The sequence below is a fragment of the Pseudomonas sp. GW821-FHT02H06 genome (assembly GCF_059421525.1).
Map to the genome: position 1 here is coordinate 110,006 of NZ_JBWKVD010000008.1, position 24,403 is coordinate 134,408.

A 24,403-nucleotide genomic window follows, 5' to 3' on the forward strand; every position below is an offset into this window, starting at 1 on the left:
CTCGCGAAGACTTACTTTCAGCCCCAGAGAAAGTGGCTGAATGCCCCGGCCTCTTCGTGAGCAAGCTCACTCCCACAGGTCTTGCGCCAACCGGGAATCCCGAGCCGAATCACCCTCCCGTGGGAGTCGAGCTTGCTCGCGAAGACTTACTTTCAGCCCCAGAGAAAGTGGCTGAATGCCCCGGCCTCTTCGTGAGCAAGCTCACTCCCACAAGTCATTCGTCGTCAGTTGCATAGGCGACACAGACGCTGCTGCACCGAGGCGGTGGATCAGGTCTTGAGCAGCAACCCGCCCTCGATCGGCACATAACGACTGGCCGCGCGGATCAACGAATTGGCGGTCAACCCCGGTACGCCGTAGGCAATCGCTTCGACGCCGTGTTTGCTGATGATGCGCTCCAGCAACAGGTCAAAATCGCCATCGCCGGACGCCAGCACGACTTCATCGACATTCGGCGCGACGTCCATGATGTCGATGGTGATGCCCACGTCCCAGTCGCCCTTGGCCGAGCCGTCGCTGCGCTGGATGTAGGGTTTGAGTTTGACGGTGAAACCGAGGTTGCGCAGGATCTGCTGGAATTGCTGCTGCTTGCTGTCGCCACGGTCGATGGCATACGCATACGCCTCGACGATCTGCCCGCGCTGGCTGATGTCAGCCCACAGGGCGGCGTAATTGAAGTGACAACCGTGAGCCTGACGCACTGTGTAATACAGGTTCTGTACGTCGGCGAAGACCGCGATTCTTCTCACCCAAAATCCTCGATGCGCTGACAAGCGACAAGGGCCCGAAAACCGGACCGGCGCTCAGTATGCCATTTTGGGAACGGGATTGAAGGATTGGGTGTGGAGGGCCGCAGCGTGCTGTCGGGGCAGCGGGACATTCCTAAAGGATATGCCGCCGCTGCCTTTCGTTATCAGACGAAAGAATCGTCGTCGTCAAACAAGCCGCCACCGGTGTCACTGCCGTAGTCAGTGTCGGCGAAGCCATTTGAATCACTGCCCCAGCTGTCATTGCCGGTACTGTCATTACCTGTCACGCGCTGCTGGTCGTCACCCCACCCACCGCTGCCGCCCTGATCATGTTCGGCGGCAGGCTGGGCCGGCTGCTCCTGGATGATCTCGACGATTTCCTGCGGTTGGCTGTTGTGATGGAACAGGCTGCTGATGCCTTCCGCCAGCATCACGCCACCGGCCACGCCCGCTGCGGTTTTCAGGGCGCCGCCCAGGAAACCACTGCCGACTGGAGCCGCCGGTGCCTGTTGCGGCTGGGCATAGTTTTGCTGTGGCTGAGCATAATTTTGCTGCGGTGCGCTGGCCGGACCGCTTTCACGCCAGCCGCCCGAGGAAGGTTGCGGGTTCGACGGACGCGAGAACGACGAAGCTGGTTGCTGAGCCTGGGGCTCGCGCGAACCGCCGCCGAAGATGCTCGACAGAAATCCACCGCCGCTGCCGGACTGGGCAGGCGCGGCGGACTTTGCCCGCTCCAGCTCAGCCCGCAGCTGTTGAATCTGCTCGTCGCGCTGACGGTTCTGGGCCTCCAGCTGCTTGATCGCGACTTCCTGCACCAGGATCGACTGCGCCATGTAATAAGGCGCGGCCGGCTGGCGAGTCAGGTGCTCCTTGATCAGCGCTTCGGCCTGCGCATCACGGGGGGCCGATTCGGTTTCTGCTTGCTTGAGCTTGCCAAACAAGCCGTCGATCAGGGTTTGTTCTTCGCTGTTCATGGCGACCTCGTTAGATTGCCGTAGGAATTCTGTTCTGAGCCATTGCTCGGACATAGCCAGTAATGGGGCTGTTCAAGGGCGTTTCAATAGGATGTAAAAAAAGTTAAGAAAGCCGGCTCGCGGGTGCCGGTTGGCCGGTTCCGCGGCGCTACGTTACAGTGTCGGCCTGCTTATCCCTGTGATCCGTTCATGAATCCGCTGACCATTCTGCAAGACTCGCTGTACTTCTTCCGACGCAACTTCGGCAGCATTCTTACGTTGTGCCTGCCCTTGGTAGTGCTGGAGGCCCTGACCAAACAGCTCATCGGCTTCGGGCAGGGCAACGGCGTCGCGCCACTGTTGGTCGGGCTGCTTTTTTATCCGCTCTACACCGGTGCGCTGATCCTTTTCCTGGATGCGAAAACCCGGGGCGAAGAGCCGGTCAAATCCAGCCTGTGGGCCGTGGCGTTGCGCATGTGGCCCACGTTCGCGGTGCTGACGGCGCTGAGCACCCTGCTGATCATGGCCGGCATGTCGCTGTTCATCCTGCCGGGCGTGTGGGTGATGATCAAACTGCAGCTGTCGGAATACTTGCTGGTATTGCGCGGGATGGGGCCGCTGGAGGCGATGCGCGAAAGCTTCAGAATGACGCAGGGCCACGTGGTGCGGATTTTCGTCTGCGTGCTGTGCGTTTACATCCCGCTGTCGCTGCTTGAGGCGCTGAGTTATTACGTGCTGCCAGACCAGCAAAGCCCGATGCTGTCGATTGCGGTGGACAGTGTCTCCAGCTTCCTGCAGCTGCTTATCAGCGTGATGATGTTCCGGTTGTTCATGCTCATTGACCCGCCCGCTCGGTCGGTGTGAAAAGATGGCACGTCCGACGCGGTATCTGCTTTACCTCGCGGTGTCTGCCGGGCTGTTCGTGATACTGCTTTATGACGTGACCTGGCACCCCGCCCGGCACGAGAAGGTGGCGGTATCCTGCAACGCGAAGGACGCAAAGCCACCGGTATTGGCGCCGGGTCAGACGCTCAAGGTGATGACCTGGAACATTCAATACCTGGCCGGCAAGCGTTATGTCTTCTGGTACGACCTGCCCGACGGCAGCGGCCCGGACGAGCGCCCGACCCCGGAAGACCTGGCGTACAACCTCGATGAAGTCGCACGGGTCATCCGCGATGAGCAGCCGGACATCGTCTTGCTGCAGGAAGTCGACGACGGCGCGAAGAACACCGACTACGGCAACCAACTAGCCCTGCTCCAGGCGCGCGTCGCCGACCTGTACCCCTGCAGCAGCGAGGCGTTTGACTGGAAGTCCGACTTCGTGCCGGATCGCCACATCTTTGGCAGCGTCGGACGCAAACTGGCGACACTGAGCCGCTACCAACTGGACAGCGCCGAACGCCTGCACCTGCCCTCGCCGTCCGGCCATTTCATCAGCCGCCTGTTTCAACCTCAACCTGCGCTGCTGGTCAGCTACCTGCCGCTGAGCGATGGCCGACATCTGGCGGTGACAAACACGCACCTGGGCGATGCGGAGCCGGGCGGCGACGTGCGAAAACGGCAATTAGCATCGGTTCGTCAGTTGCAACAAACCTTCGAGCAAAACGGCACGCTGTGGATAACCGGCGGAGATTTCAACCTGCTGCCACAGGGGCAATATCAGCGGCTACCTGCCGAGCAGCGCGCGCCGTTTGCGGCAGAGAGTGAGCTGCGTGGCTTGTGGGAAAGCTTCCCGATGATCCCGAGCAATGAAGACGTGGCCGGTGAGGACCGTCGCACGTGGTACACCCGCTTCCCTAACGATCCCCGCATCAGCGGCCCGGACCGGACGCAGGATTTTCTGTTCTACAGCCCGAAGCTGAAACGGGTCGAGGCGCGGGTGAGGCAGGCGGATACGTTGTTGATTTCCGATCACATGCCGGTGATCGCGCGGTTCAGAGTGCCGGCGCAGGGTGAGTAAACCCTCTGTACGGATGCACAAAAGAGTCGTTTGATCTGAACCGACCAGTGCCGGATTGCCCGGCACCGATCGCTGCCATCAGAACGTGACGCTGGCAGTCAGCCGCGCAGTTCGGAGCGCTCCCTCCTCCACCTGGAGCGTGCTGCTGCCCGTGGTGGCCGGGTAGTATTCCTTGTTGAACAGGTTGTCGATGTTCAACTGCAGACTGGTCTTGTAGTCATGGGTGGGTAAATCCCAGCGCACAAAGGCATCGGCCGTCGTGTAGCTGTCCAGCCAAAAGCTATTGGCATCGTCGCCCGGCCGCTCTCCGACGTATCGGGCACCTGCGCCGACAAGCCACTTGCCGGTTTCGGCGGGCAGCCCGAGTTGATGGCTGAGGTACAGGCTCGCGGTGTGCATCGGCGCATTGGGCAAGCGGTTGCCTTCCTGCTCGGGTGATTCTGCGTTTTTCAGCACTTCCGTGTGGTCATAGGCGTAGGTGCCGATGATGCTCCAGTTACGCGCGATCTCTCCTGTTACATCCAGTTCAACCCCTCGCGAGCGCGCCTTCCCTACCGCCTCGTCAATGCTGTCGCCGTTTGCCTGCAGCACGCTGTTCACAAGGTTTTTCTTGACGATGTCATACACGGCCAGGTTCACGTTGAGCGCCTGGACCGGGCTGTATTTGACACCCACTTCGTAGCTGCGACCTTCGGTAGGCTTGAAGCTGTTGCCTGCATCGTCGGCATCATTCGGCACGAAGGAACGGCTGTAGTTGGCGTAGAGCGCGACGTTGTCGGTCGGCTGATAAACAATCCCGCCGAAGGGGAGAAATTTATCGCCGTTAGAATCCGCACCCGGTGCGTACGCGCTGCCCAGCCCCTGATCGCTGTATTGATCCCAGTGTTCCTGACGACCACCAAACACCAGAATCCAGCGATCGTTAAGGTGCCAGTTGTCCTTGAAGTACGCCGAGGTGGTGACCAGGTTATTTTCGGCGTTGCTCTGGGCCGCACTGACCGTCGCAGGCTCAGCCAGATTGCCGTAGGTGGGGTTCTGGATGTCGAGGTTGCCGGCGGTGCTACTGGCGTTGCGGTAGGTTTTACCGCGGTATTTATCCAGCGACTCGTTGTCCACCCCGACGACAATCTCATGCCGCTGGCCGAACAACTGCTGATCGCCTATAAAGTCCAGCGCGGTGTAGCGGCTCTCGTAGTCATAGTGCCCGCCGTTGGCAATCCGGCGCAGGGTGTCGCCTTTCAAGGTGCTGGGCTGTGCAATCGCCAGGCTGTAACGATCCTCGGTCCATCCATAGGTCAACCGGCTGCGCCAGTCATCATTGAGCTGGTACTCGAACTTCGCGGTGGTGCTTTGGCTGATGCCGACGGTCTTGGCCCAGCGCTCATCCAGACGATCGCGGTAACTGATGTCGGCCGGGTGGCCGTTGGCGAACACCGTGCCGCGGTCAAAGGGGCTCGCGTAATCGTTGTAGGTGTAGGCCAGTGAGAAACTGGCGCGGTCGCCGACCCAGGCGATCGACGGCGCAATAAGCGTGTGCTCATCGACACCATAATTACGCCAGTAGTCCTCGTGGGAGCGCTCGGCAACCAGCCGGTACGCCAAGTTGGTATCGCCGAGCGGCCCGGTGGTGTCCACACCAAAGGTCCCGCCGCCTTCACTGTAACCAGAGCCCGTCAATGTCGTGCTTTCGGTGAACTGCGGTTGTTTGCTGATCACATTGATCAGCCCGCCCGGCTCCAGCGCGCCATACATCAGCGACGCAGGGCCCTTCAACACTTCCACGTGATCAGTAGTGGCGCCGAGATTGCGGCCAATCGCCGAGCGGACCCCGTCCCGCAAAATGGAGTTGTCGTCGTTGCTGCCAAATCCGCGCTTGATCACAGCATCCTTGGTGCCCCCCAACGTGTTCGTCTGGGACACACCACTGACGAAGCGCATGGCGTCGTTGAGATCTTTGACCTGGTAGTCATCCAGGGTTTGCGCAGTGACCGTGTTGACGGTTTGGGCTTCATCTCTATTCTGGGTGGAGGTCTTGCTGGCGGTGCTCCCTTCAGAAACCGTATAGCTTCCCGAGCCGTCAGCCGCATCGCGTGTGGACTGGATGACACTGGGCGCCAACTCGGTGACCGTCTGGGCAGCCATTGCAAAACCAGGTAAGGCAGAACACAGCAGGACTGACGCATGAGTCCGGTTAAAGCGCTTGACCACGAGCTGACTCCGTAATGAAAAGAACGCTAATGCGATTCGTTACTATTACACGGGTTGAGCGCGCATTTACCTCACATGGCGTGTGAAGTTTTTTTGCATCCGCTCGTTGTCATGCCCTTGTGCTGCCGTTCACTTCCTCGGCTTCACCCGCGCGGTCGGCTCAGCGATCAGCGGATCGTCTGGCCAATAGTGCTTCGGGTACCGCCCCTTCAGGTCCTTCTTCACCTCGGCATAGGTGCTGCGCCAGAAGTTGGCGAGGTCTTGGGTGACTTGCACCGGGCGGCGTGCAGGGGACAGCAGGTGCAGCTTGACGATCTGCCGGCCGTTGGCAATGCGCGGGGTGTCGGCCAGGCCGAAGAGTTCTTGCAGGCGCACCGCCAGAATGGGCGGGGACTCGCTGTAATCCAGGCGCACCGATGAGCCTGACGGCACGGTCAGGTGGTGCGGCGCCAGTTCGTCGAGCCGCTGGGGCAAGGGCCATGGCAGCAGGTTGTGCAGGATCGATGAGAGGTCCAGATTACCGAAGTGGCTCAGTCGGGTGACCTTGCCCAGATACGGCAACAGCCAGTGTTCCAGCGTCGCCAGCAACCCGTCGTTACTCACGTCCGGCCACTGGCTTTCGCTCAGCGTTTGCAGATCCATCTGACGCAACAAACCGACGCGCGCCTGCCACTGGCGCAGCTCGGGCGTCCACGGCAGCAGCTCCAGTCCCTTGCGCCGCACCAGCGCCAGCAGGGCCTGACCTCGTGCGGAATCGTCTAGCCCGGTGAGCGGCTCGCGGCTGATGATCAGTTCACCGGCCTTGCGCTGACGTTCGGCGCGGAAGACGCCCTCGCGCTCGTCCCAGTCCAGTTGATCGAACTGAGTCACCTGTTCGGCGAGCACTGTGTTGAACAGCTCGGGATCGAACTCGGCGGCGAGATAAATACGCTCTTCGCGCTGGCCCTGGCGGCTGCCCAGGTCGGCCACCACCAGCCACGGCTGTTTCATCAGCGCGTCTGGCTCGGCGAACAGGGCAGCCCGACCGTTGGCGAGTCGATACTCCGCTCCGCCAGCACGGCGTTGTTGCGCGACGCGATCGGGATAGGCCAGCGCCAGCAGCGCGCCGAGCCAGCGCGGGTGATCGGGATCGGCGCCCGGTTTCCGGACGGTGCCCCTCAGATACCCGCGATATTGCCGCGACAATTGCCGCGCTCGCTGCACGCCGCCCTGCCCGCCTTTCTCCGCGCGCTCTGCGCCGGCCAGCAACGTCAGCCGGCTGTGCAGATCGGCACCGGCGCCGCGCAGAATGTCCCGTTCGCCCAGCAACGCAGCCACGTCGCAGGCCAGCGGGCCCAGACCCAGTTCATGACCGCGCAGCAGCAAATGGGCGATGCGCGGATGGGCGGGCACCTCTGCCATCGATTGGCCGTGAGCAGTGAGTTTCCAGTCTTCACCCGGCTTGCGCCTCAGAGCGCCCAGTCGGGCGAGCAGGTCCTGCGCCTGGGCGTACGCGGCGGCGGGCGGCAGATCCAGCCAGGTCAGTTGCGCCGGTTCAACCCCCCAACGCGCCAGTTGCAGTGCCAAGCCGGCAAGGTCGGCCTGAAGAATCTCCGCCGCGCCGTAGGCCGCCAATTGATCGTGTTGCGCCTCGGACCACAGTCGGTAACACACGCCCGGCTCAAGTCGCCCTGCCCGGCCCGCCCGCTGAGTCGCGCTGGCACGGGAGATGCGCTGTGTGTCGAGGCGCGTCATGCCGCTGCCGGGATCGAAACGCGGCACCCGCGATAGCCCCGCGTCGATGACCACCCGCACGCCATCGATGGTCAGGCTGGTCTCGGCGATATTGGTGGCCAGCACCACTTTGCGTTTGCCCTTGGGCGCGGGTTCGATCGCCGCGCGCTGGGCGCTCAGATCGAGCTCGCCATGCAGCGGGCACAACAGCACGTCGCTGCGATCACCAATGGCATCGGCCAACTGTTGAGTGACCCGACGGATCTCGGCCTGGCCCGGCAGGAATACCAGCACGCTGCCGGACTCGTTGCCCAGCGCGTCGAGCACGGTTTGCACCACCCGCGGCTCGATGAACTCCCCCGGCTGAAACGGCCGCCCCCACTGCATCGACACCGGGAACATGCGCCCTTGGCTGCTGATGACCGGCGCGTCGTTGAGCAAGCTCGACAGACGCGCGCCCTCAAGCGTCGCCGACATCAGCAGAATCTTCAGCGGCTGCTCGTCACGAAACAGCGCACGACCGTTGAGGCTAAGCGCCAGGGCGAGGTCAGCGTCGAGGCTCCGCTCATGAAATTCGTCGAAGATCAGCAGCCCCACGCCTTCCAGCGAAGGGTCTTCCTGCAAGCGCCGGGTGAGGATGCCCTCCGTGACCACTTCAATGCGGGTGTTGGGGCCAACCTTGCTGTCCAGACGAATTCGATAACCCACCGTCTCGCCGACGCTTTCCCCCAACTCGCTCGCCAATCGTTCGGCAGCAGCACGAGCCGCCAGACGCCGGGGCTCAAGCATCAGGATCGTCTGCCCCGCGAGCCACGACTCGTGCAAAAGCGCCAGGGGCACACGGGTGGTCTTGCCCGCACCGGGCGGCGCTTCGAGCACAGCCTCGTCCCGATCGGCAAGGGCCTGGCGCAAGGCGGGGAGAACGGCGTCGATGGGCAGCGAATTCATGAGAGCTCCAGAAACAGGGCGACGATTATACGGCGAGCCGCTGCGGCTTTGTTCACCCTGCCTACGAACTGTCTTCCCCTACGGATACTCTTATTGATTAGGCATTTGCCTTGTATAGTTGCGACTTCTTATGAGGAGATCCCCATGCGCATTCCATCCCGTTTGATTGGCGGTGTTCTGGTTGCCACGCTGCTGACGCAGCTCACGGCGTGCGGCAGTATTTTCTACCCGGATCGTCGTGGCCAGATTCAGGGCAGCGGTCGAATGGACCCCGCCATCGTGATACTCGACGCCATCGGCCTGTTGTTCTACATCATCCCCGGCGTGATCGCGTTCGGCGTGGACTTCGCCACGGGCGCGATCTACCTGCCAAGCGGCAATCAGGCGCAGATCGATCCGCAGAAACTTGAACCGGCGGTGCGCGCTGACGGCACGGTCGACAACCTCAAGCTGCAAGCCATCATTCAAACCGAGCTCGGCCGCACATTGCCGCTGGATGATCCACGCCTGATCCAGCACAAAGGCAGCGTGCAGCAGCTCGCTGCTCTGGGCCTTGTCCCGTCCGCTTGAGATTCATGATCTAAAGGAAGCGCCATGAGCACCAGCCCCGAACACGCCCGCTTATTGCGTCTGGCAACCCGCGCCTCGCTGGCGGTCGCGAGCATTCTGATCGTCGCCAAAGCTGTCGCGTGGTGGCTAAGCGGCTCAGTGAGTCTGCTGGCCGGCCTGACGGACTCGATGCTCGACGGCGCGGCGTCTTTTCTCAATCTGCTGGCGGTGCATTACGCGCTGCGTCCCGCGGACGATGATCATCGCTATGGCCACGGCAAGGCAGAAGCGCTGTCGGGCATGGCCCAGGCGCTTTTTATCGCGGTGAGTGCGTTCTTGATCGGTTTTCAGGCGGTCGATCGCATCCAGCACCCGCAACCCCTCGGCGCCCCCGGGTTAGGTTTGCTGGTGATGGTGTTGTCGATCGGCCTGACGATCGCGTTGCTGATGTTGCAGCACCGTGTGGTGAAGGCCACGGGTTCGGCGGCGATTCGTGCGGATTCCCTGCATTACCGCTCTGACCTGCTGCTTAACTTCAGCATCATGCTGGCGCTGGGTCTGGCTTATTTCGGCTATTCCCAACTGGATGCTTATTTTGGTCTGGCGATCGCGTTCTACATTTTGTGGAGCGCGATTTCCATTGCACGGGAAACGGTGTCGGTGCTGATGGACGCTGAACTGCCTGTGGATGTCAGCGCCAAGATGCTCGAACTGGCAGAAGGCGTGCCCGGCGTACTGGGCGCCCACGACCTGCGCACGCGGATTTCAGGCAATCACTGGTTTGTGCAGTTGCACCTGGAGCTGCCGGGCACGCTGACGCTGTCGGTGGCGCACGACCTATGCGAGCAGGTGGAAACGGCAATTCAGGACGAATTCCCCAAGGCCGAAGTGCTGGTGCACGCGGACCCGCAGGAAGTGGTGGGTCGTGGGGATGGACCGGTTTTGAATTGAAGGCGTCCTGCAGGGAAAGCTATGCCTGCAGGATTCTTTGAATTTGGCGGCGATGCGCAATGTGTGGGAGCGAGCTTGCTCGCAAAGACAATGTTCCGTCCGCAGAAAATTTCGCAGACTCACCGGCGTCTTCGCGAGCAAGCTCGCTCCCACATAGAGTGGGCAGTGGTTACTCACCTCTACTGCTGAATGCTATATCCCCGCCCTGCATAACAACTGGCCATCGCTTGACGGTACACACCGAGCACTTCCGGTGCCGGCTGATACGCTGCGCCTGCCGGGTCGAAATTGCTTTGCTGTACGGCGTAGCGGTAGCAGTCGTAGCGGTCCTGTTCGATTTCCTGTTGCGGCTTGCCTTCAGGCGGGTAGGCGACAACATCGTAGGGATTCGCTGCCTGCTGAACGGGCTGCGGCTGCTGAGGTGAATACACCGGCTCGACATTCTGCGGCGGCTCGGCGACCACGTATTCCTGGGTGTTCTGCTCGTAGGTGTAGTAGGTCCCGGCCGCGACGAAGAACAAGGCGCTGCCGAGCCAGACCTGTTGCGCGTAGTCGGGCAGGTAACGGACGCGAACGCCCCGTGGAGGCTGGACGACCACATAGCGCGGGCCCTGCGGGCGATACCAGTAACCGCCTGAGTAGAAGTAATCCCCGCCGCGATAAGGCACCCGCGAGTAACCACCCGGCATGCGATCGATCTCGTAACCCGGCCGATAACGCGGCCCCGATCCCCAGCCGTCGCCATGACCACCGGGGCGGCCGGCCTGCCAGTTGCCGTTATCGGGACGACGGTCGCCGTCGCGCCAGCGGTTGTCTCGGGGCTGGTCGCGGTAGAAGCCCTGACGCGGCTCCTGGGTCTGAACCACCGTGTCCGGCCGTCCCTGAATCGGCAGACCGCCCTGACGGTCCTGCAACTGGCGCTGCTGTTGCTGCTGCTCTTGCTGGCGTCGTTGCTGATCCTGCTGTTGCTGGCGTTGCTGCTGCTGGCGCTGATCGTCACGCTGCTGATTGCGCTCGCGATCCTGCTGCTGGCGCTGCTGATTGGCGCGCTCCTGCTGGTTCTGCTGAATCTGGCGCTGTTGCTGCACCTGTTCCTGCTGGCGCTGCTGTTGTTGCTGATTCTGCTGTTGCTGGCGTTGTTGCTGCTGCTCACGCTGCTGGTTGTCGTTGAAGCCGCGCTGGTTCTCCTGCTGCTGGCGCTGCATCTCGAACCCACGTTGCTGCTGTTGGCGCTGCTGCTGCTCGTTACGCTGCTGTTGCTGCTGTTGATTGTTGTCGTCGGCCAACACCTGAGCACTGATGCTCAAGGCCAAGAGACTGACACCTGCCAAACGCCAGATGCGCGTGTTCATGCTTTCCTCACTACGGCGCGGATACCTATGGGATAGGACTGCGAGTCGGGTGCGCCGTTCGCCGCACTCTATCAGCGTGGCGGATGAAACTATAGAAGCGCTTGCTGCGGTGCTGGCCAAAAGCCGGGCACAAAAAAAGAGGGCTCGATGGCCCTCTCTGGAATACTTCGTCCTGGCTCGACACTTGTGGCATCGGCTCACCTCGCATCGTCTTCTGGACAGTGCGTAGCCCGGTGGCCTGATCAACCCTGTCGGGCTGGAGGCCGCGGCTGGCCTGATTCGGCGGGCCGCGCTGGACGCTGTGTCCGGGCAGTGATTCTGGTTAAAAGAATAGGCTTTGGCGGACGACACAGGATTGCGAATATTGCTGATGAAAACACCACTTGCGCAATAATTCACTTCAGATGAATAATCCTGCGCAATCCATTCAATAAAGGCGCTTATCGTGAGCAAGCTCGACAGATATGACTTGAGTATTTTGGCCGAACTGCAAAAGGACGCGCGCATCTCCAATCAGGAACTGGCCGAACGCATTGGCCTGTCGCCTTCACCCTGCTCGCGCCGCGTCAAACAGCTGGAAGACGACGGTTATATCGTGGGTCAGGTCGCGCTACTGGACCGCAAGAAGCTGGGCCTTAGCCTGACGGCTTACGTGCTGATCGGCATGGATCGCCACACGCCCGACCGCTTCGAGAATTTCGAGCAGCACATCCGCAACCTGCCGCAGGTGCTGGAATGCAGCCTGGTGACCGGCATCGACGCCGATTACCAACTGAAGGTCGTCGTCCCGGACATGGATCACTATCAGAAATTTCTGCTTGGCCATCTGACCCGCATCGACGGCGTGACCAGCGTGCGCTCCAGCTTCGTGCTCAATCAGGTACTCGCGAGCACCGAACTGCCGCTGGTGCATTTGCGCGGCTGAAGCGCGTCCGCGCAGGTACAGGTTTTTGTGGGAGCGACTGGGGCGCCGATCTACCCTGCTCGCGAAGAGGCCCGTTAAGACGCTGAATAACTGCCGGTAGAGATGACGCCTTCGCGAGAAAGCTCACTCCCACAATGGAACTCAGCAGCATTCTAATTCGGGTCTTGCCGCAGTTCTTCAATCAAAGCTTGGCCGGCACTTCCCGCCACTGCCCCTGGTCCAGCCCATCAAGGCTCCAGTCGCCAATCCGCACGCGCACCAGTCGCAGCGTCGGCAGGCCGACTGCCGCTGTCATCCTGCGCACCTGGCGGTTTCGGCCTTCCTTGATCACCAGCTCCAGCCAGCTCGTCGGCACGCTTTTGCGAAACCGCACCGGCGGGTTGCGCGGCCAAAGCTCCGGTTCGTCCAGTTGCCGGGCCTGTGCGGGCAGCGTCGGGCCGTCGTTCAATTCGACGCCGTTGCGCAGCTTCTGCAGTTGCTCTTCCGTGGGCTCGCCCTCCACCTGCACCCAGTAGGTTTTCGCCAGCTTGTGCCTGGGATCGGCGATGCGCGCCTGCAATTGGCCGTCGTTGGTCAGCAGCAGCAAGCCCTCGCTGTCGCGGTCCAGGCGCCCGGCCGGGTAGATGCCGGGGATGTCGATGAAATCCTTGAGCGTCGCCCGGCCTTCGCCATCACTGAACTGGGTCAGCACGTCGAAGGGTTTGTTGAACAGAATCAACCGCGGTTCGGCGGGCGGTGCTTTGGCGACACGCCGGGGCGCGCCCGTGCGATCAGGCGAAGGACGGCGGGAATCGGGACGTTGGTGGCGGGGCATGGGAAACCGGTAAAAAAATGACAGAAACAGAAAGAGCCACTTTAGTGGCCCTTTCGTTGAACGCCTAGCGCCTTAACGGAGCCTTATCGGAACGGCGGTTCGTCGAAGCTGCGCAGTTTGCGCGAGTGCAGCGAGTTGAGCTGCGTGCGCATCAGGTCCAGCGCGGCGATGCCGATCTTCAAATGCTGGGTGACCGCCCGCTCGTAAAACGCATTGGCCGAACCCGGCAGCTTGATCTCGCTGTGCAGCGGTTTGTCCGAGACGCAGAGCAAGGTCCCGTAAGGCACCCGCAGGCGATAACCCTGAGCCGCGATGGTGCCGCTTTCCATGTCCACCGCCACGGCGCGGGACAGGTTGATCAGCGGCCGTTCCTGGGCCCAGCGCAGTTCCCAGTTGCGATCGTCGTAGGTCAGGACCGTGCCGGTGCGCAGACGCTTCTTCAGATCGTCGCCACGTTCGCCGGTGACTTGGGCGGCTGATTCCTGCAACGCCAGTTGCACTTCGGCCAGCGCCGGGATCGGAATGTTCGGCGGCAGCACGCGATCAAGAATACCGTCGCGGCGCATGTAGGCGTGGGCGAGCACGTAGTCGCCGATGGTCTGCGACTGACGCAGGCCGCCGCAGTGGCCGATCATCAACCAGCAATGGGGACGCAATACCGCGAGGTGGTCGGTGATGTTCTTGGCGTTGGACGGGCCGACGCCAATGTTGACCAATGTCACGCCATGGCCGTCTTCGGCGATCAGGTGATACGCAGGCATCTGGTAACGGTGCCAGACCACACCGGAGACGATGGCCTGGGCTTCGCCGTAATCCATGCTCTTGTCGACGACGACGTTGCCCGGCAGGACCATCTTCACGAAGCGCGGGTCATCGCGCAGTTTCTCCAGGCCATGCACGATGAACTGGTCGACGTAGCGGTGGTAGTTGGTCAGCAGGATCCACGGCTGAACATGGCGCCAGTCGCTGCCGGTGTAATGCACCAGACGGCGCAGCGAGAAATCCACACGGGCGGCGTCGAACAACGCGAGCGGCAGCGGATCGGTGTTGGCCCAGTCGTACAGACCGTCAGCGATGCCATCGGTGGCCGCCGACAAATCCGTGCTCGGGAAAACGCGGGCCAGGGTCGCAGCGGTGACGCCGGTACCGGCCAGCTCATCGCCCTGCTCGACCACGTACGGGTAAGGGATGTTCTGCTCGCTGACGCCCACTTCCACCGTCACGGTGAAGTCGTTCATCAACGGCACAAGTTGTTCGAGCAAATATTTGCGGAACGCCGCCGGGTGGGTGACGGTGACGCTGTAAGTGCCCGGCAACTGAACCTTGGCGTAGGCGCGGGTGGTCAGCGGCACTTCGCCCTGGCAGTGGTAGGTCAGACGCAGCTCGGGGTAGCGGAATGTCAGACGCTCGGCGGCAGTAGGTTCGACGCGGTCTTTCAGGTAGCGCTTGAGCGCCTGGCTCAAGGCGGTGGTTGCCCGTGCGTGCAGCTCAGCGAGCCGGTCAACGGCGTGTTCGGCAGTTTCTACGACAATGAAAGCTTCGGTCACGATGCATATCCTTCTTATCTTGCAAGCGCATATCTTGCCTGCAACAGATGACGAAGGCACGATTTGCCTGCGGCCGACGCGGCAATGGACGCGTTATACCTGCGGCGATGACCGCGCGAGCAGCGCCTGAACATCCACCCCGCGCGGCAAGGCGCCGTAGACACGCCCCGGTCGTTCCAGGCGCCCGGCAATAAACCCGTCGCTGACCACGGCATTGTCCGCTTCCAGCAGCAGTTTTGCCTGCAGCGCCACGGCGATGTCTTCGGTCAGTTGACGGGCGCGGTACCGGATGTCGCCGGTGTCCTGAAACGCCTCCTTCAAGCCATGAATATGCGCGGCCAGTCGCTTGTCGCCATGACCGTCGCCCAGCTCATCGAACAAAGCATCCAGCACGCCGGGCTCTTTGGACAGCGCGCGCAGGACGTCCAGGCACTGCACGTTGCCGGAACCTTCCCACGTCGAATTGACCGGCGCCTCACGGTAAAGGCGCGGCAGGATGCTGTCCTCGACATAGCCTGCACCGCCCATGCATTCCGCCGCTTCGTTGATCATTGCCGGCGCGCGCTTGCAGATCCAGTACTTGCCCACCGCCGTTACGAGTCGTGCGAAACGGGCTTCGTGGCCGTCATCCAGACGCTCCAGCGAGCGTCCCATGCGCAAGGTCAGCGCGAGGGCCGCTTCGCTTTCCAGCGCCAGATCGGCGAGCACGTTTTGCATCAGCGGCTGCTCGCTCAGCACACGACCGCTGACTCTGCGGTGGGCGCAATGGTGCGCGGCCTGGGTCAGCGCCTGACGCATCAGCGCGCTGGAACCGGTCATGCAGTCGAATCGGGTCATCGCCACCATTTCGATGATGGTCGGCACGCCGCGCCCCTCCTCGCCCACCATCCAGGCCAGGGCGCCGCGGAATTCCACTTCGCTGGAGGCGTTGGACCAGTTGCCCAGTTTGTTCTTCAGCCGCTGTATGTAGAACGCGTTGCGGGTGTCGTCCGGGCGATGGCGCGGCAGCAGGAAACAGGTCAGGCCCTTGTCGGTCTGCGCCAGGGTGAGAAAGGCGTCGCACATGGGCGCCGAGCAAAACCACTTGTGCCCGACCAGTTCATAGGCCTGACCGGGCCCGGGCTGGCCGACCGGAAACGCACGGGTGGTGTTGGCGCGCACGTCGGTGCCGCCCTGCTTCTCGGTCATCGCCATGCCGATAGTCACCCCGGCCTTGTGGGCGATGCCGACGTTGCGCGGGTCGTAGTGGGTGGCGAGGATCTTCGGCAGCCAAGTCTCGGCCAGGTCCGGTTGAAGACGCAGGGCCGGCACGCTGGCGAAGGTCATCGTCAGCGGACACCCGCTGCCTGCTTCGGCCTGGGTGTGCAAGTAGCTCATCGCCGCGCGGGCGACATGGGCGCCTTCCCGGGGATCGGTCCACGGCAGCGACGGGATGCCATGCTCGACCGCGGTTTGCATCAGCTGGTGATACGCAGGATGAAACTCCACCAGATCGATGCGATGGCCGTAGCGATCATGGCTGGCGAACACGGGTTTGTTCTGATTGGCGAGGAAACCCGCTTCCATCAACGGGCCACCGGCCAGTGCGCCATAGGCATCGATTCGGTCCCGTGCCCAACCCGCGCCGAAGCGCTGCGACCACTCTTGCAGCGGCAGGTCGATGCGGTACAGGTTGGTGCCGTCCAGAGAAGGCGGCTGATTGGTGACTTCGTGGGTCTCGGCGAACTGATGCAGATTGATGCGCTGGTCCATGAGGCGACTCCGGTCCGGGCAGCACGCGGCGGTCGTGCAGATGACCTAGTGAATCACGCACCCCGCACCGGCGACAGCGCCATAAAAGACGAAATCACGGCGGTTTTGCCTTGTCGATGTGTGGGCATCAGAGTTGATGCACATCCCGCGGGATGCACGGCCCATGTAGGAGTGACCGGGGTGGCGCTCCTACACCATTTGCGTCGCGATCTTCACATCCAGGCTCAAGCGGAACTGACTGCCGTTGCCCGGCTCGGATTGGTGGCTCAGGCGCCCGCCCTGCAATTCAATCAACTGTCGGCAAATCGCCAGACCGATGCCCAGCCCGCCGTATTCCCGCGTCGTCGAGCCATCCACCTGGAAGAAGTTGGCGTACAGCGTTTCTTCATCGAGGCGGCTGAAGCCGATGCCGGTGTCGATGACGTCGATCACCAGCCGCACGTGCTCGGCGTCTGGGCGCTGGCCATTGACGCGGATTCTGATCGAACCGGTCTTGGTGAACTTGATCGCATTGTCCAGCAGGCACTCCAGGCACTGGCGCAATTTCACGCCATCCCCTTCGAGGCTGTCCGGCAGTGTTTCGTCCAGTTCCACACTGAGTGCCAGCGCCTTGCTGCGGGCCAGCGGTTCGAAGCCACTGCGCAGTTGAAACAGCACATGACGCAGGCTGAATGGCTCGTTGCGCACGGTGATGCGGCCCGCTTGCAGTTCAGTCAGCGTGAGGATGCCGTTAACAATGCCCATCATGTTTTGCGCCGAGTCGGCGGCTGTCTGGCGATACAGCTCGATCTCGCTGTCGGCCACGTCCATCTGCATCAGCTCCAGCGAACCGATCACGCCGTTCATGGGGGTGCGCAATTCATGGGTCAGCGTGGCGAGAAACTCGTCTTTCAGTCGGTTGCTCACGGCCAATTGCTGATTGAGGGCTTCGAGCCCCTGCTGCGATTGCGCCATGATCTGCGCCTCGCGCTCACGCATGGCATTGATGCGGTCGGCCAGCGCCAGCGAAAGCAACGCCACCTCGATCACCGAGCCGATCTGGCTGGCGTACATGGTCCAGAAGTTGTTGGGCAGATGCCCGAGGAGCATGGTCGCGTTGACCACTCCGCCGATCAGGAACGCCGACCAGCCGATAATGAAATACCGCGCGACCCGCCGCCCCTTGAACCACGCCGCCAGCCCGATCAGCAGCACCACCGGCGTGAACAGCAAGACCAGCCCTGTCACCAGCCGCAGCGCTACGCCGTAATCCATGCTCAACGCGAGCGCCATGATCACCGCCGCGCAGACCATCATCACCAGAAGCGGCACATCCAGCCAGCGACCGAGGCTCGGCGTCTGCAGGAATTTACGGGTGAACTGGCTGGCAAACAGGATCGCGGCGGCAATCAGGAAAGTGGTCGAGGTATTGGCCCACCACGGGTTGTCGGGCCAGAAATACTCGATCGCCGCGCCATTGACCGACACCTGATACAGGCCGAAGAAGGTGATGTAGAGGATGTAATGCAAATACGCGGTGTCGCGCACGCTCAGGTAGATGAACAGGTTGTAGACCAGCATCACCGCCAGCACGCCGTAAATCATGCCGAGGATGTACAGGCGCGACGGCTGCTCTTCTATATACGCGTGGCTGGCCCACAGATTGAGCGGCGCCTGCACCGAGCCGTGACTGGCGACGCGCAGGTAAACGGCTTTGGTCTCGTGGGCGTTCAGGTTGAGATCGAAGACGTAGTTGTTCTGTTTAATCTGCCGACTGGCAAATGGCAGCATGTCGCCGGTCTGCCAGACCAGACTGGGGCGCGCGTCGCCGTTGCCGAGGTACAGATCGACGTGGTCCATCGGCGGGTAGGCGAGTTCGAGCAACCAGTCGGCGGACGCCAGCGGGTTGGCCGGTCGATAGGTCAGACGCACCTTTAGCCAGAACGCCGAGCGCGAATACCCGGCGTTGAGCGACGGACCGGCAAGCGGTTTGAAGCGTGCGGCGCCCTCGGGGGACGAGACTTGCTGAATGGTTGCATCGCCGGTGGGGTCTTCGAACACCTGGGTGTCGCGCCCCAATGCAAGGGTGCGGGTGTTTTCATCGAAGTCCACGGCGCTGGCGAACATCGGAAACAGGCAGAACAGCGCAATCAGCACCAGACGCATGGGGCACCGCCTTGGCACTGGTGACAGGCACAAGCCGCCGTGAAATCGTGGAACGGCTTCGCAATTCTGCGAGCGACCGCTGTATCGGTCGAAGGGGTCAGCGGGCAACGCACTTGCATTTACTCTTTTGGCGGAACAGATGAAGCGCCACAGGATAGCGATTGATAGCTCGATGACACCATCTAAATCTGTGCATTGGGTGAGACGGGTTCGTTCACATGCAGGAGTGGCTTTGGCCAGATTGCCAAGCAGTACAGGCTGATCGCAATGCACCTGGTGGGACCGGCTTTAGCCGGGAAGGCGTCAGGCGTCTCGCTGCAAAATGAGGGATGTTCGCACTGGCCCCTTCCCGGCTGAAGCCGGTCCTACTAACAGCAGGCGTCCTGCCGCAAAAATGATTGTGTTTGCACCAGCCCCTTCCCGGCTGAAGCCGGTCCCACTGGCAAAAAGTTTAGTGGTAAGCTCGCGCACCATGAATATCTATAGCTCCCGCCCTGTTGTCCTCTGTCTCTCCGGTCACGACCCCAGTGGCGGCGCCGGTTTGCAGGCGGATATCGAAGCCCTGCTTGCTCAGGGTTGCCACGCCGCTCCCGCTGTCACCGCGCTGACCGTTCAGGACACCGTGAACGTCACTGACTTTCGCGTGCTGGACCGCGAGTGGGTGCTGGCGCAAGCCAATGCCGTGCTCAACGATTCCACCGTCGCGGCAGTGAAGCTGGGGATGTTGGGTTCGCTGGAGATGGTCGACACCGTCGTTGAACTGCTGGCCGCGCATCCGCATCTGCCCATGGTCTGCGATCCGGTGTTGCGCGCCGGTGGCGGCGGTCGGCTGGGCAAGGACGAAGTGGGTTACGCCATGCGCGAGCGTCTGTTGCCACTCGCCACCATCGCCACGCCGAACCTGCCGGAAGCGCGCATCCTCGCCGAACTGCCTGAAGGCACCGCCGATGAATGTGCCGAAAAGCTGCTGCCGTTCTGCGAGCACTTGCTGATCACCGGCGGTCATGGCGATGAGCACGAAGTTCACAACCGTCTGTACATCCGCGGCGGTCAGTCACGCACTTTCACCTGTCAGCGTTTGCCGGGCAGCTACCACGGCTCCGGCTGCACACTGGCCAGCGCCTTGGCGGGAAGACTGGCGCAGGGCCAGGACCTGATTGGCGCTGTGCAAATGGCGCTGGACTACACTTGGCGCACGCTGCGCGATGCCGAACAGCTGGGCCGGGGACAATTCGTTCCGCGCCGCCTGCCGCTGGATTTCTGCTCGTAACGCCACGAAAAAGAGGCACCCTGATGAGATTACGTGGCTTGTATGCCGTGACCGACAGCCAGCTGTTGGCCGGTAAATTCCTGTCTTACGTCGAAGCCGCCCTCGATGGCGGCGTGACCCTGCTGCAATACCGCGACAAATCCGGCGACGAGACCCGCCGCCTGCGCGAAGCCTCGGCGCTGCTCAAGCTGTGCGAGCGCTACAAGACCCGATTGATCATCAACGACGACGCCGAAGTGGCCGCGCGCCTGGGCGTCGGCGTGCACCTTGGGCAAACCGACGGCTCGCTGCCGGACGCCCGCGCCCTGCTCGGTCACAAAGCCATTGTCGGCGCGACCTGCCACGCACAGCTGGAACTGGCCGACAAGGCCAAGACCGACGGCGCCTCGTATGTCGCCTTCGGACGCTTCTTCAATTCCCAGACCAAACCCGGCGCACCGACCTGCAGCCTCGACCTGCTCAGCCAGGCACGCAAACGCATCAAGTTGCCCATTGCGGTGATCGGCGGCATCACCCTGGAAAACGCCGCGCCGCTGGTGGCCCACGGCGCCGATCTGCTGGCCGTCGTGCACGGGCTGTTCGGCGCTGAAACCACTCAGGAAGTTACGCGCCGCGCCCGGGCTTTCAACGATTTGTTCAAACCCGCCTGATTCTGCATCAGGCCGGTTACGCACTCATTCATTCCCGATTCAAACAGAGACCTCATCATGTCCCGTTCTGAAACCCTGTTCGCCAACGCCCAGAAACACATCCCCGGCGGCGTCAATTCACCGGTCCGCGCGTTCAAAAGCGTGGGTGGCACGCCGCTGTTCTTCAAACACGCGGTCGGCGCCTACGTCACCGACGAAGACGACAAGCGTTACGTCGATTACGTCGGCTCGTGGGGCCCGATGATTCTGGGCCACAGTCATCCGGACGTGCTGGATGCCGTGCGCAAGCAGCTGGAACACGGGCTGTCGTACGGCGCACCGACCGCGATGGAAACCGAGATGGCCGATCTGGTCTGCTCGATTGTGCCGTCGATGGAAATGGTGCGCATGGTCAGTTCCGGCACTGAGGCGACCATGAGCGCGATCCGTCTGGCGCGCGGTTTCACTGGCCGGGACAGCATCATCAAGTTCGAAGGCTGCTACCACGGCCACTCCGACAGCCTGCTTGTGAAAGCCGGTTCCGGCGCGCTGACCTTGGGCGTGCCGAGTTCGCCCGGCGTACCGGCGGCCTTCGCCAAGCACACGCTGACCCTGCCGTTCAACGACATCGACGCGGTCAGAACGATGCTCGCTGACGTCGGCCAGGAAGTGGCGTGCATCATCGTCGAGCCGGTGGCGGGCAACATGAACTGCGTGCCGCCTGCGCCGGGTTTCCTGCAAGGCCTGCGCGAGGCCTGCGACGAGCACGGCGTGGTGCTGATTTTCGACGAAGTGATGACCGGTTTCCGCGTCGCCCTCGGTGGGGCGCAGGCGTACTACGGCGTGAAACCGGACCTGAGCACGTTCGGCAAGATCATCGGCGGTGGCATGCCGGTCGGCTGTTTCGGCGGCAAGCGCGAAATCATGTCGCACATCGCGCCGCTGGGCCCGGTGTATCAGGCCGGCACGCTGTCGGGTAACCCGCTGGCGATGGCGGCGGGTCTGACCACCCTGCGCCTGATCAGCCGCCCGGGTTTCCACGATGAGTTGAGTGCGTTCACCACGCGCCTGCTGGAAGGCCTGCAACAGCGCGCCGACGCCGCCGGCATCCCGTTCGTGACTACTCAGGCGGGCGGCATGTTCGGTCTGTACTTCAGCGACGCCAAAGAAATCGTCACCTTCCAGGACGTAATGACCAGCGACGCCAATCGCTTCAAGCAGTTCTTCCACCTGATGCTGGAAGGCGGCGTGTACCTGGCGCCGAGCGCGTTCGAAGCCGGCTTTACCTCGATCGCCCACGGGGACGCAGAGTTGCAGCAGACGCTGGACGCGGCGGAAAAGGCATTCGCCCAACTGAAATAACGGGCAGACCGGGCGGAACGGATTCCGCCCGCGTCTCTACAGCCTGCTCAACCGCCCTGAATTCAGGCCAATCAAGCCCGCGCAGCAGAAAATCAGTAAAGACTTTGTAAGGTTGCCCTCGCTTATTTCATAATGCGCAGCCAGCACGTTTCGCTGGACGGGCATGCCCGCACCTTTTTCAGAGGTAAGTCGACTTCCATGAATCGCACCGGCCGCACCCTTGCATTGGGCTGCCTGTTGCTTCTTCATCCCCTGCTGGCTAATGCAGGTGGCAACTCGTTGTTGATCCCGGCGGTGGGTCGTTGCACCCTCAATACCCAGCCAGACAACCTGCCAGCAGCGTTGTCCGCTTGTCAGCAGGCGGCTCAGGATGGGGATGCGCAGGCGCAATACGAGTTGGGGGAGTTCTACTACGAGGGCAAAAGTGCGCCACGTGACTTGACCCAAGCACTCAATTACTTCGAAAAAGCTTCGCTGCAGGGGCACGCCCAAGCGCAGTACCAACTGGGCTTGATGTTCTTTCGTGGCGAAGGGGTGCAGGCCAACAACATTCAGGCGTATATCGTGCTGAAGATGGCGGCGGTCAACGGTTCGGAAGATGCGCTGGATCAGGCGGACGAAGTGTCCGCGCAAATGAAGCGCGAAGATCTCGACGTGGCCACCCAAGTGCTCGGGCAGATCTTCCGCAAATACCTGCTGGAGCTGCAGACCGCTGAAGGACGCACGCCGTTTGCGCCCTTCCCTGCCGACAGCGACAAGCCTTGACCTGAATTACTTGTCCGGCATGGGCATCGGAAACGGCATGACGTTGCCGGTGTGACGCGCCTCGGTGATCTTCGCTGTGCCCATCCGCTCCACTTCATCGATCCGCACGATCGAGTGCATCGGCACGAAGCTGCGCACTACGCCATCGAACTGCGCCTTGAGCTTCTCTTCGCTGGGGTCGACCACGACGGTGGTGCGCTCGCCGAAGACGAATTCTTCCACTTCCAGAAAACCCCACAGATCACTCTGATAGATCTGTTTGGCGTACATCTCGAACACCTGTCCCTGGTTGAGAAAAATCACCTTGTAGATTGGAGCTTCGCGTTTGGTCATAACAGGCAGGCAGTGATCAGCGTTTTGAAAAAGGGCGCGAACTATAGCATGCCGCTGGTTAGACGACGCTAGGAAGCCGGGGCCCGCATCCCTATAATGCGCGGTTCTTTGAATCACCTGATGAACCCCCGCATGGCCAAGAAGCTTTACATCGAAACCCACGGTTGCCAGATGAACGAGTACGACAGCTCGCGCATGGTCGATCTGCTGGGCGAACATCAAGCACTGGAAGTCACCGCACGGGCGGAAGACGCTGACGTCATCCTGCTCAACACCTGCTCAATCCGCGAGCGGGCGCAGGATCGGGTGTACTCCCAGCTTGGCCGCTGGCGCGAATTGAAGCTGGCGAACCCGGAAATGGTCATCGCCGTCGGTGGCTGCGTGGCGAGTCAGGAAGGCGCGGCCATCCGCGATCGCGCGCCGTACGTCGACGTGGTGTTCGGCCCGCAGACCCTGCACCGTCTGCCGGAAATGATCGACGCGGCGCGCATCACCCGCCTGCCCCAGGTCGACGTCTCGTTCCCTGAAATCGAAAAATTCGATCACCTGCCCGAGCCCCGTGTCGATGGCCCGAGCGCTTATGTGTCGGTGATGGAAGGCTGCAGCAAGTACTGCACGTTCTGCGTGGTGCCTTATACCCGTGGCGAAGAAGTCAGCCGGCCGTTCGACGACGTCATCAACGAGGTGCTTCATCTGGCCGAGAACGGCGTGCGTGAAGTGACCCTGCTGGGCCAGAACGTCAACGGTTATCGCGGCACCACCCACGACGGGCGCCTCGCTGACCTGGCCGAACTGATCCGCGTGGTCGCCGCCATCGACGGCATCGACCGCATTCGCTACACCACTTCGCACCCGCTGGAGTTCTCCGACAGCCTGATTCAGGCCCACGCCGAAGTCCCGGAACTGGTGAAGCATCTGCACCTGCCCGTGCAATCAGGTTCAGACCGGATTCTCGCGGCCATGAAACGCAATCACACGGTGCTCGAGTACAAGTCACGCCTGCGCAAGCTGCGCGCGGCGGTACCGGACATCTGCATCAGCTCCGACTTCATCGTCGGTTTCCCGGGCGAAACCGAGAAAGATCACCTGCAAACCATGAAGCTGGTGGAAGACGTCGGCATGGATTTCTCCTACTCCTTCGTTTACAGCGCACGTCCCGGCACACCCGCGGCCGACTTGCCCGACGACACGTCGGAAGAAGTGAAGAAGGAGCGCCTCAAGCAGCTGCAGGACCTGATCAATCGCCAGGGCCTGGACATCAGCCGCAAGATGGCCGGCACGGTGCAGCGCATTCTGGTCACCGATTACTCGAAGAAGGACCCCGGCGAACTGCAGGGCCGTACCGAGAACAACCGGATCGTCAATTTCCGCTGCGACAACCCCCGGCTGATCGGCCAGTTCGCCGACGTCTACATCGACAGCGCCCAACCCCACTCGCTGCGCGGGTCGTTGTTGCAATAAGCCAAAGCGCCCCA

Annotated in this window: 21 protein-coding genes; 11 read left to right on the forward strand and 10 right to left on the reverse strand. The window is 62.0% G+C overall.

The window, feature by feature from the left end; translation table 11 throughout:
- Positions 1-269: 269 nt before the first annotated feature.
- Positions 270-749 (reverse strand): NYN domain-containing protein, encoded by a 480-nt coding sequence (locus tag AC07VF_RS14935; RefSeq protein WP_108121635.1) that lies wholly within the window; start codon positions 747-749, stop codon positions 270-272.
- Between the two features lie 164 nt (positions 750-913).
- Positions 914-1,723: a DUF2076 domain-containing protein gene (locus AC07VF_RS14940; protein WP_282367248.1), complete on the reverse strand. Its 810-nt coding sequence runs from the start codon at positions 1,721-1,723 to the stop codon at positions 914-916.
- A gap of 189 nt (positions 1,724-1,912) precedes the next feature.
- Here AC07VF_RS14940 and AC07VF_RS14945 point away from each other — a divergent pair, with 189 nt between their 5' ends.
- Entirely contained in the window at positions 1,913-2,566 is a 654-nt protein-coding gene (locus AC07VF_RS14945) for a DUF7847 domain-containing protein (protein WP_423573250.1), read from the forward strand.
- Complete coding sequence (locus tag AC07VF_RS14950; protein WP_495009192.1) at positions 2,541-3,665, forward strand: endonuclease/exonuclease/phosphatase family protein; 1,125 nt, start codon at positions 2,541-2,543, stop codon at positions 3,663-3,665. The genes AC07VF_RS14945 and AC07VF_RS14950 overlap by 26 nt, the downstream gene beginning before the upstream one ends.
- A 78-nt stretch (positions 3,666-3,743) precedes the next feature.
- Here the strand turns inward: AC07VF_RS14950 and AC07VF_RS14955 are convergent, their stop codons facing one another.
- Together AC07VF_RS14955 and hrpB are read right to left on the reverse strand one after the other, a co-directional pair.
- Positions 3,744-5,807: a TonB-dependent siderophore receptor gene (locus AC07VF_RS14955; RefSeq protein WP_495009191.1), complete on the reverse strand. Its 2,064-nt coding sequence runs from the start codon at positions 5,805-5,807 to the stop codon at positions 3,744-3,746.
- A 195-nt stretch (positions 5,808-6,002) separates the two neighbouring features.
- Positions 6,003-8,534, reverse strand: a complete 2,532-nt coding sequence (hrpB, locus tag AC07VF_RS14960; RefSeq protein WP_346627679.1) for an ATP-dependent helicase HrpB — start codon at positions 8,532-8,534, stop codon at positions 6,003-6,005.
- Positions 8,535-8,678: 144 nt separating this feature from the next.
- On the opposite strand from hrpB, the gene pmcY reads away from it, so the two are divergent.
- Positions 8,679-9,104 (forward strand): periplasmic Zn2+ metallochaperone PmcY, encoded by a 426-nt coding sequence (gene pmcY / locus AC07VF_RS14965; protein ID WP_122536914.1) that lies wholly within the window; start codon positions 8,679-8,681, stop codon positions 9,102-9,104.
- 24 nt (positions 9,105-9,128) lie between these two features.
- A complete protein-coding gene (locus AC07VF_RS14970) occupies positions 9,129-10,034 on the forward strand; it encodes a cation diffusion facilitator family transporter (RefSeq protein ID WP_495009190.1) in 906 nt (301 codons plus the stop codon).
- Between the two features lie 179 nt (positions 10,035-10,213).
- Here the strand turns inward: AC07VF_RS14970 and AC07VF_RS14975 are convergent, their stop codons facing one another.
- On the reverse strand, positions 10,214-10,948 hold the full coding sequence (locus AC07VF_RS14975; protein WP_192173742.1) for a DUF6515 family protein: 735 nt from the start codon (positions 10,946-10,948) through the stop codon (positions 10,214-10,216).
- Between the two features lie 12 nt (positions 10,949-10,960).
- Here AC07VF_RS14975 and AC07VF_RS14980 point away from each other — a divergent pair, with 12 nt between their 5' ends.
- Together AC07VF_RS14980 and AC07VF_RS14985 are read left to right on the forward strand one after the other, a co-directional pair.
- The gene (locus AC07VF_RS14980) at positions 10,961-11,422 is read left to right on the forward strand and encodes a hypothetical protein (RefSeq protein ID WP_346631225.1); all 462 of its coding nucleotides are present in this window, start codon (positions 10,961-10,963) and stop codon (positions 11,420-11,422) included.
- Positions 11,423-11,831: 409 nt separating this feature from the next.
- Positions 11,832-12,311: an Lrp/AsnC family transcriptional regulator gene (locus AC07VF_RS14985; RefSeq protein ID WP_074893299.1), complete on the forward strand. Its 480-nt coding sequence runs from the start codon at positions 11,832-11,834 to the stop codon at positions 12,309-12,311.
- Positions 12,312-12,492: 181 nt separating this feature from the next.
- Here the strand turns inward: AC07VF_RS14985 and AC07VF_RS14990 are convergent, their stop codons facing one another.
- From AC07VF_RS14990 to AC07VF_RS15005, 4 genes are all read right to left on the reverse strand, one after another.
- Positions 12,493-13,125 carry an rRNA large subunit pseudouridine synthase E gene (locus tag AC07VF_RS14990; protein ID WP_495009189.1) on the reverse strand — a complete coding sequence of 211 codons (633 nt, stop codon included), beginning with the start codon at positions 13,123-13,125 and terminating at the stop codon, positions 12,493-12,495.
- A gap of 83 nt (positions 13,126-13,208) precedes the next feature.
- Positions 13,209-14,672 (reverse strand): AMP nucleosidase, encoded by a 1,464-nt coding sequence (gene amn / locus AC07VF_RS14995; RefSeq protein ID WP_065988354.1) that lies wholly within the window; start codon positions 14,670-14,672, stop codon positions 13,209-13,211.
- Positions 14,673-14,765: 93 nt separating this feature from the next.
- Complete coding sequence (locus tag AC07VF_RS15000; protein WP_495009221.1) at positions 14,766-16,412, reverse strand: acyl-CoA dehydrogenase family protein; 1,647 nt, start codon at positions 16,410-16,412, stop codon at positions 14,766-14,768.
- A 201-nt stretch (positions 16,413-16,613) separates the two neighbouring features.
- Complete coding sequence (locus AC07VF_RS15005; protein ID WP_495009188.1) at positions 16,614-18,569, reverse strand: sensor histidine kinase; 1,956 nt, start codon at positions 18,567-18,569, stop codon at positions 16,614-16,616.
- Between the two features lie 472 nt (positions 18,570-19,041).
- On the opposite strand from AC07VF_RS15005, the gene AC07VF_RS15010 reads away from it, so the two are divergent.
- The 4 genes from AC07VF_RS15010 to AC07VF_RS15025 all read left to right on the forward strand — a co-directional run bounded on the left by AC07VF_RS15010 (position 19,042) and on the right by AC07VF_RS15025 (position 22,595).
- Complete coding sequence (locus AC07VF_RS15010; RefSeq protein ID WP_192173744.1) at positions 19,042-19,839, forward strand: hydroxymethylpyrimidine/phosphomethylpyrimidine kinase; 798 nt, start codon at positions 19,042-19,044, stop codon at positions 19,837-19,839.
- A gap of 23 nt (positions 19,840-19,862) precedes the next feature.
- Positions 19,863-20,489 (forward strand): thiamine phosphate synthase, encoded by a 627-nt coding sequence (thiE, locus tag AC07VF_RS15015; RefSeq protein WP_074892695.1) that lies wholly within the window; start codon positions 19,863-19,865, stop codon positions 20,487-20,489.
- A 57-nt stretch (positions 20,490-20,546) separates the two neighbouring features.
- Positions 20,547-21,830, forward strand: coding sequence for a glutamate-1-semialdehyde 2,1-aminomutase (gene hemL / locus AC07VF_RS15020; RefSeq protein WP_192173746.1), 1,284 nt, complete (start codon positions 20,547-20,549; stop codon positions 21,828-21,830).
- A 198-nt stretch (positions 21,831-22,028) separates the two neighbouring features.
- Positions 22,029-22,595: a tetratricopeptide repeat protein gene (locus AC07VF_RS15025; protein WP_282367220.1), complete on the forward strand. Its 567-nt coding sequence runs from the start codon at positions 22,029-22,031 to the stop codon at positions 22,593-22,595.
- Between the two features lie 6 nt (positions 22,596-22,601).
- Here AC07VF_RS15025 and AC07VF_RS15030 read toward each other — a convergent pair whose 3' ends face one another.
- Entirely contained in the window at positions 22,602-22,928 is a 327-nt protein-coding gene (locus tag AC07VF_RS15030) for a DUF1820 family protein (RefSeq protein ID WP_065988358.1), read from the reverse strand.
- Between the two features lie 132 nt (positions 22,929-23,060).
- Here AC07VF_RS15030 and miaB point away from each other — a divergent pair, with 132 nt between their 5' ends.
- Positions 23,061-24,389: a tRNA (N6-isopentenyl adenosine(37)-C2)-methylthiotransferase MiaB gene (gene miaB / locus AC07VF_RS15035; protein ID WP_282367219.1), complete on the forward strand. Its 1,329-nt coding sequence runs from the start codon at positions 23,061-23,063 to the stop codon at positions 24,387-24,389.
- Positions 24,390-24,403 lie beyond the last annotated feature (14 nt).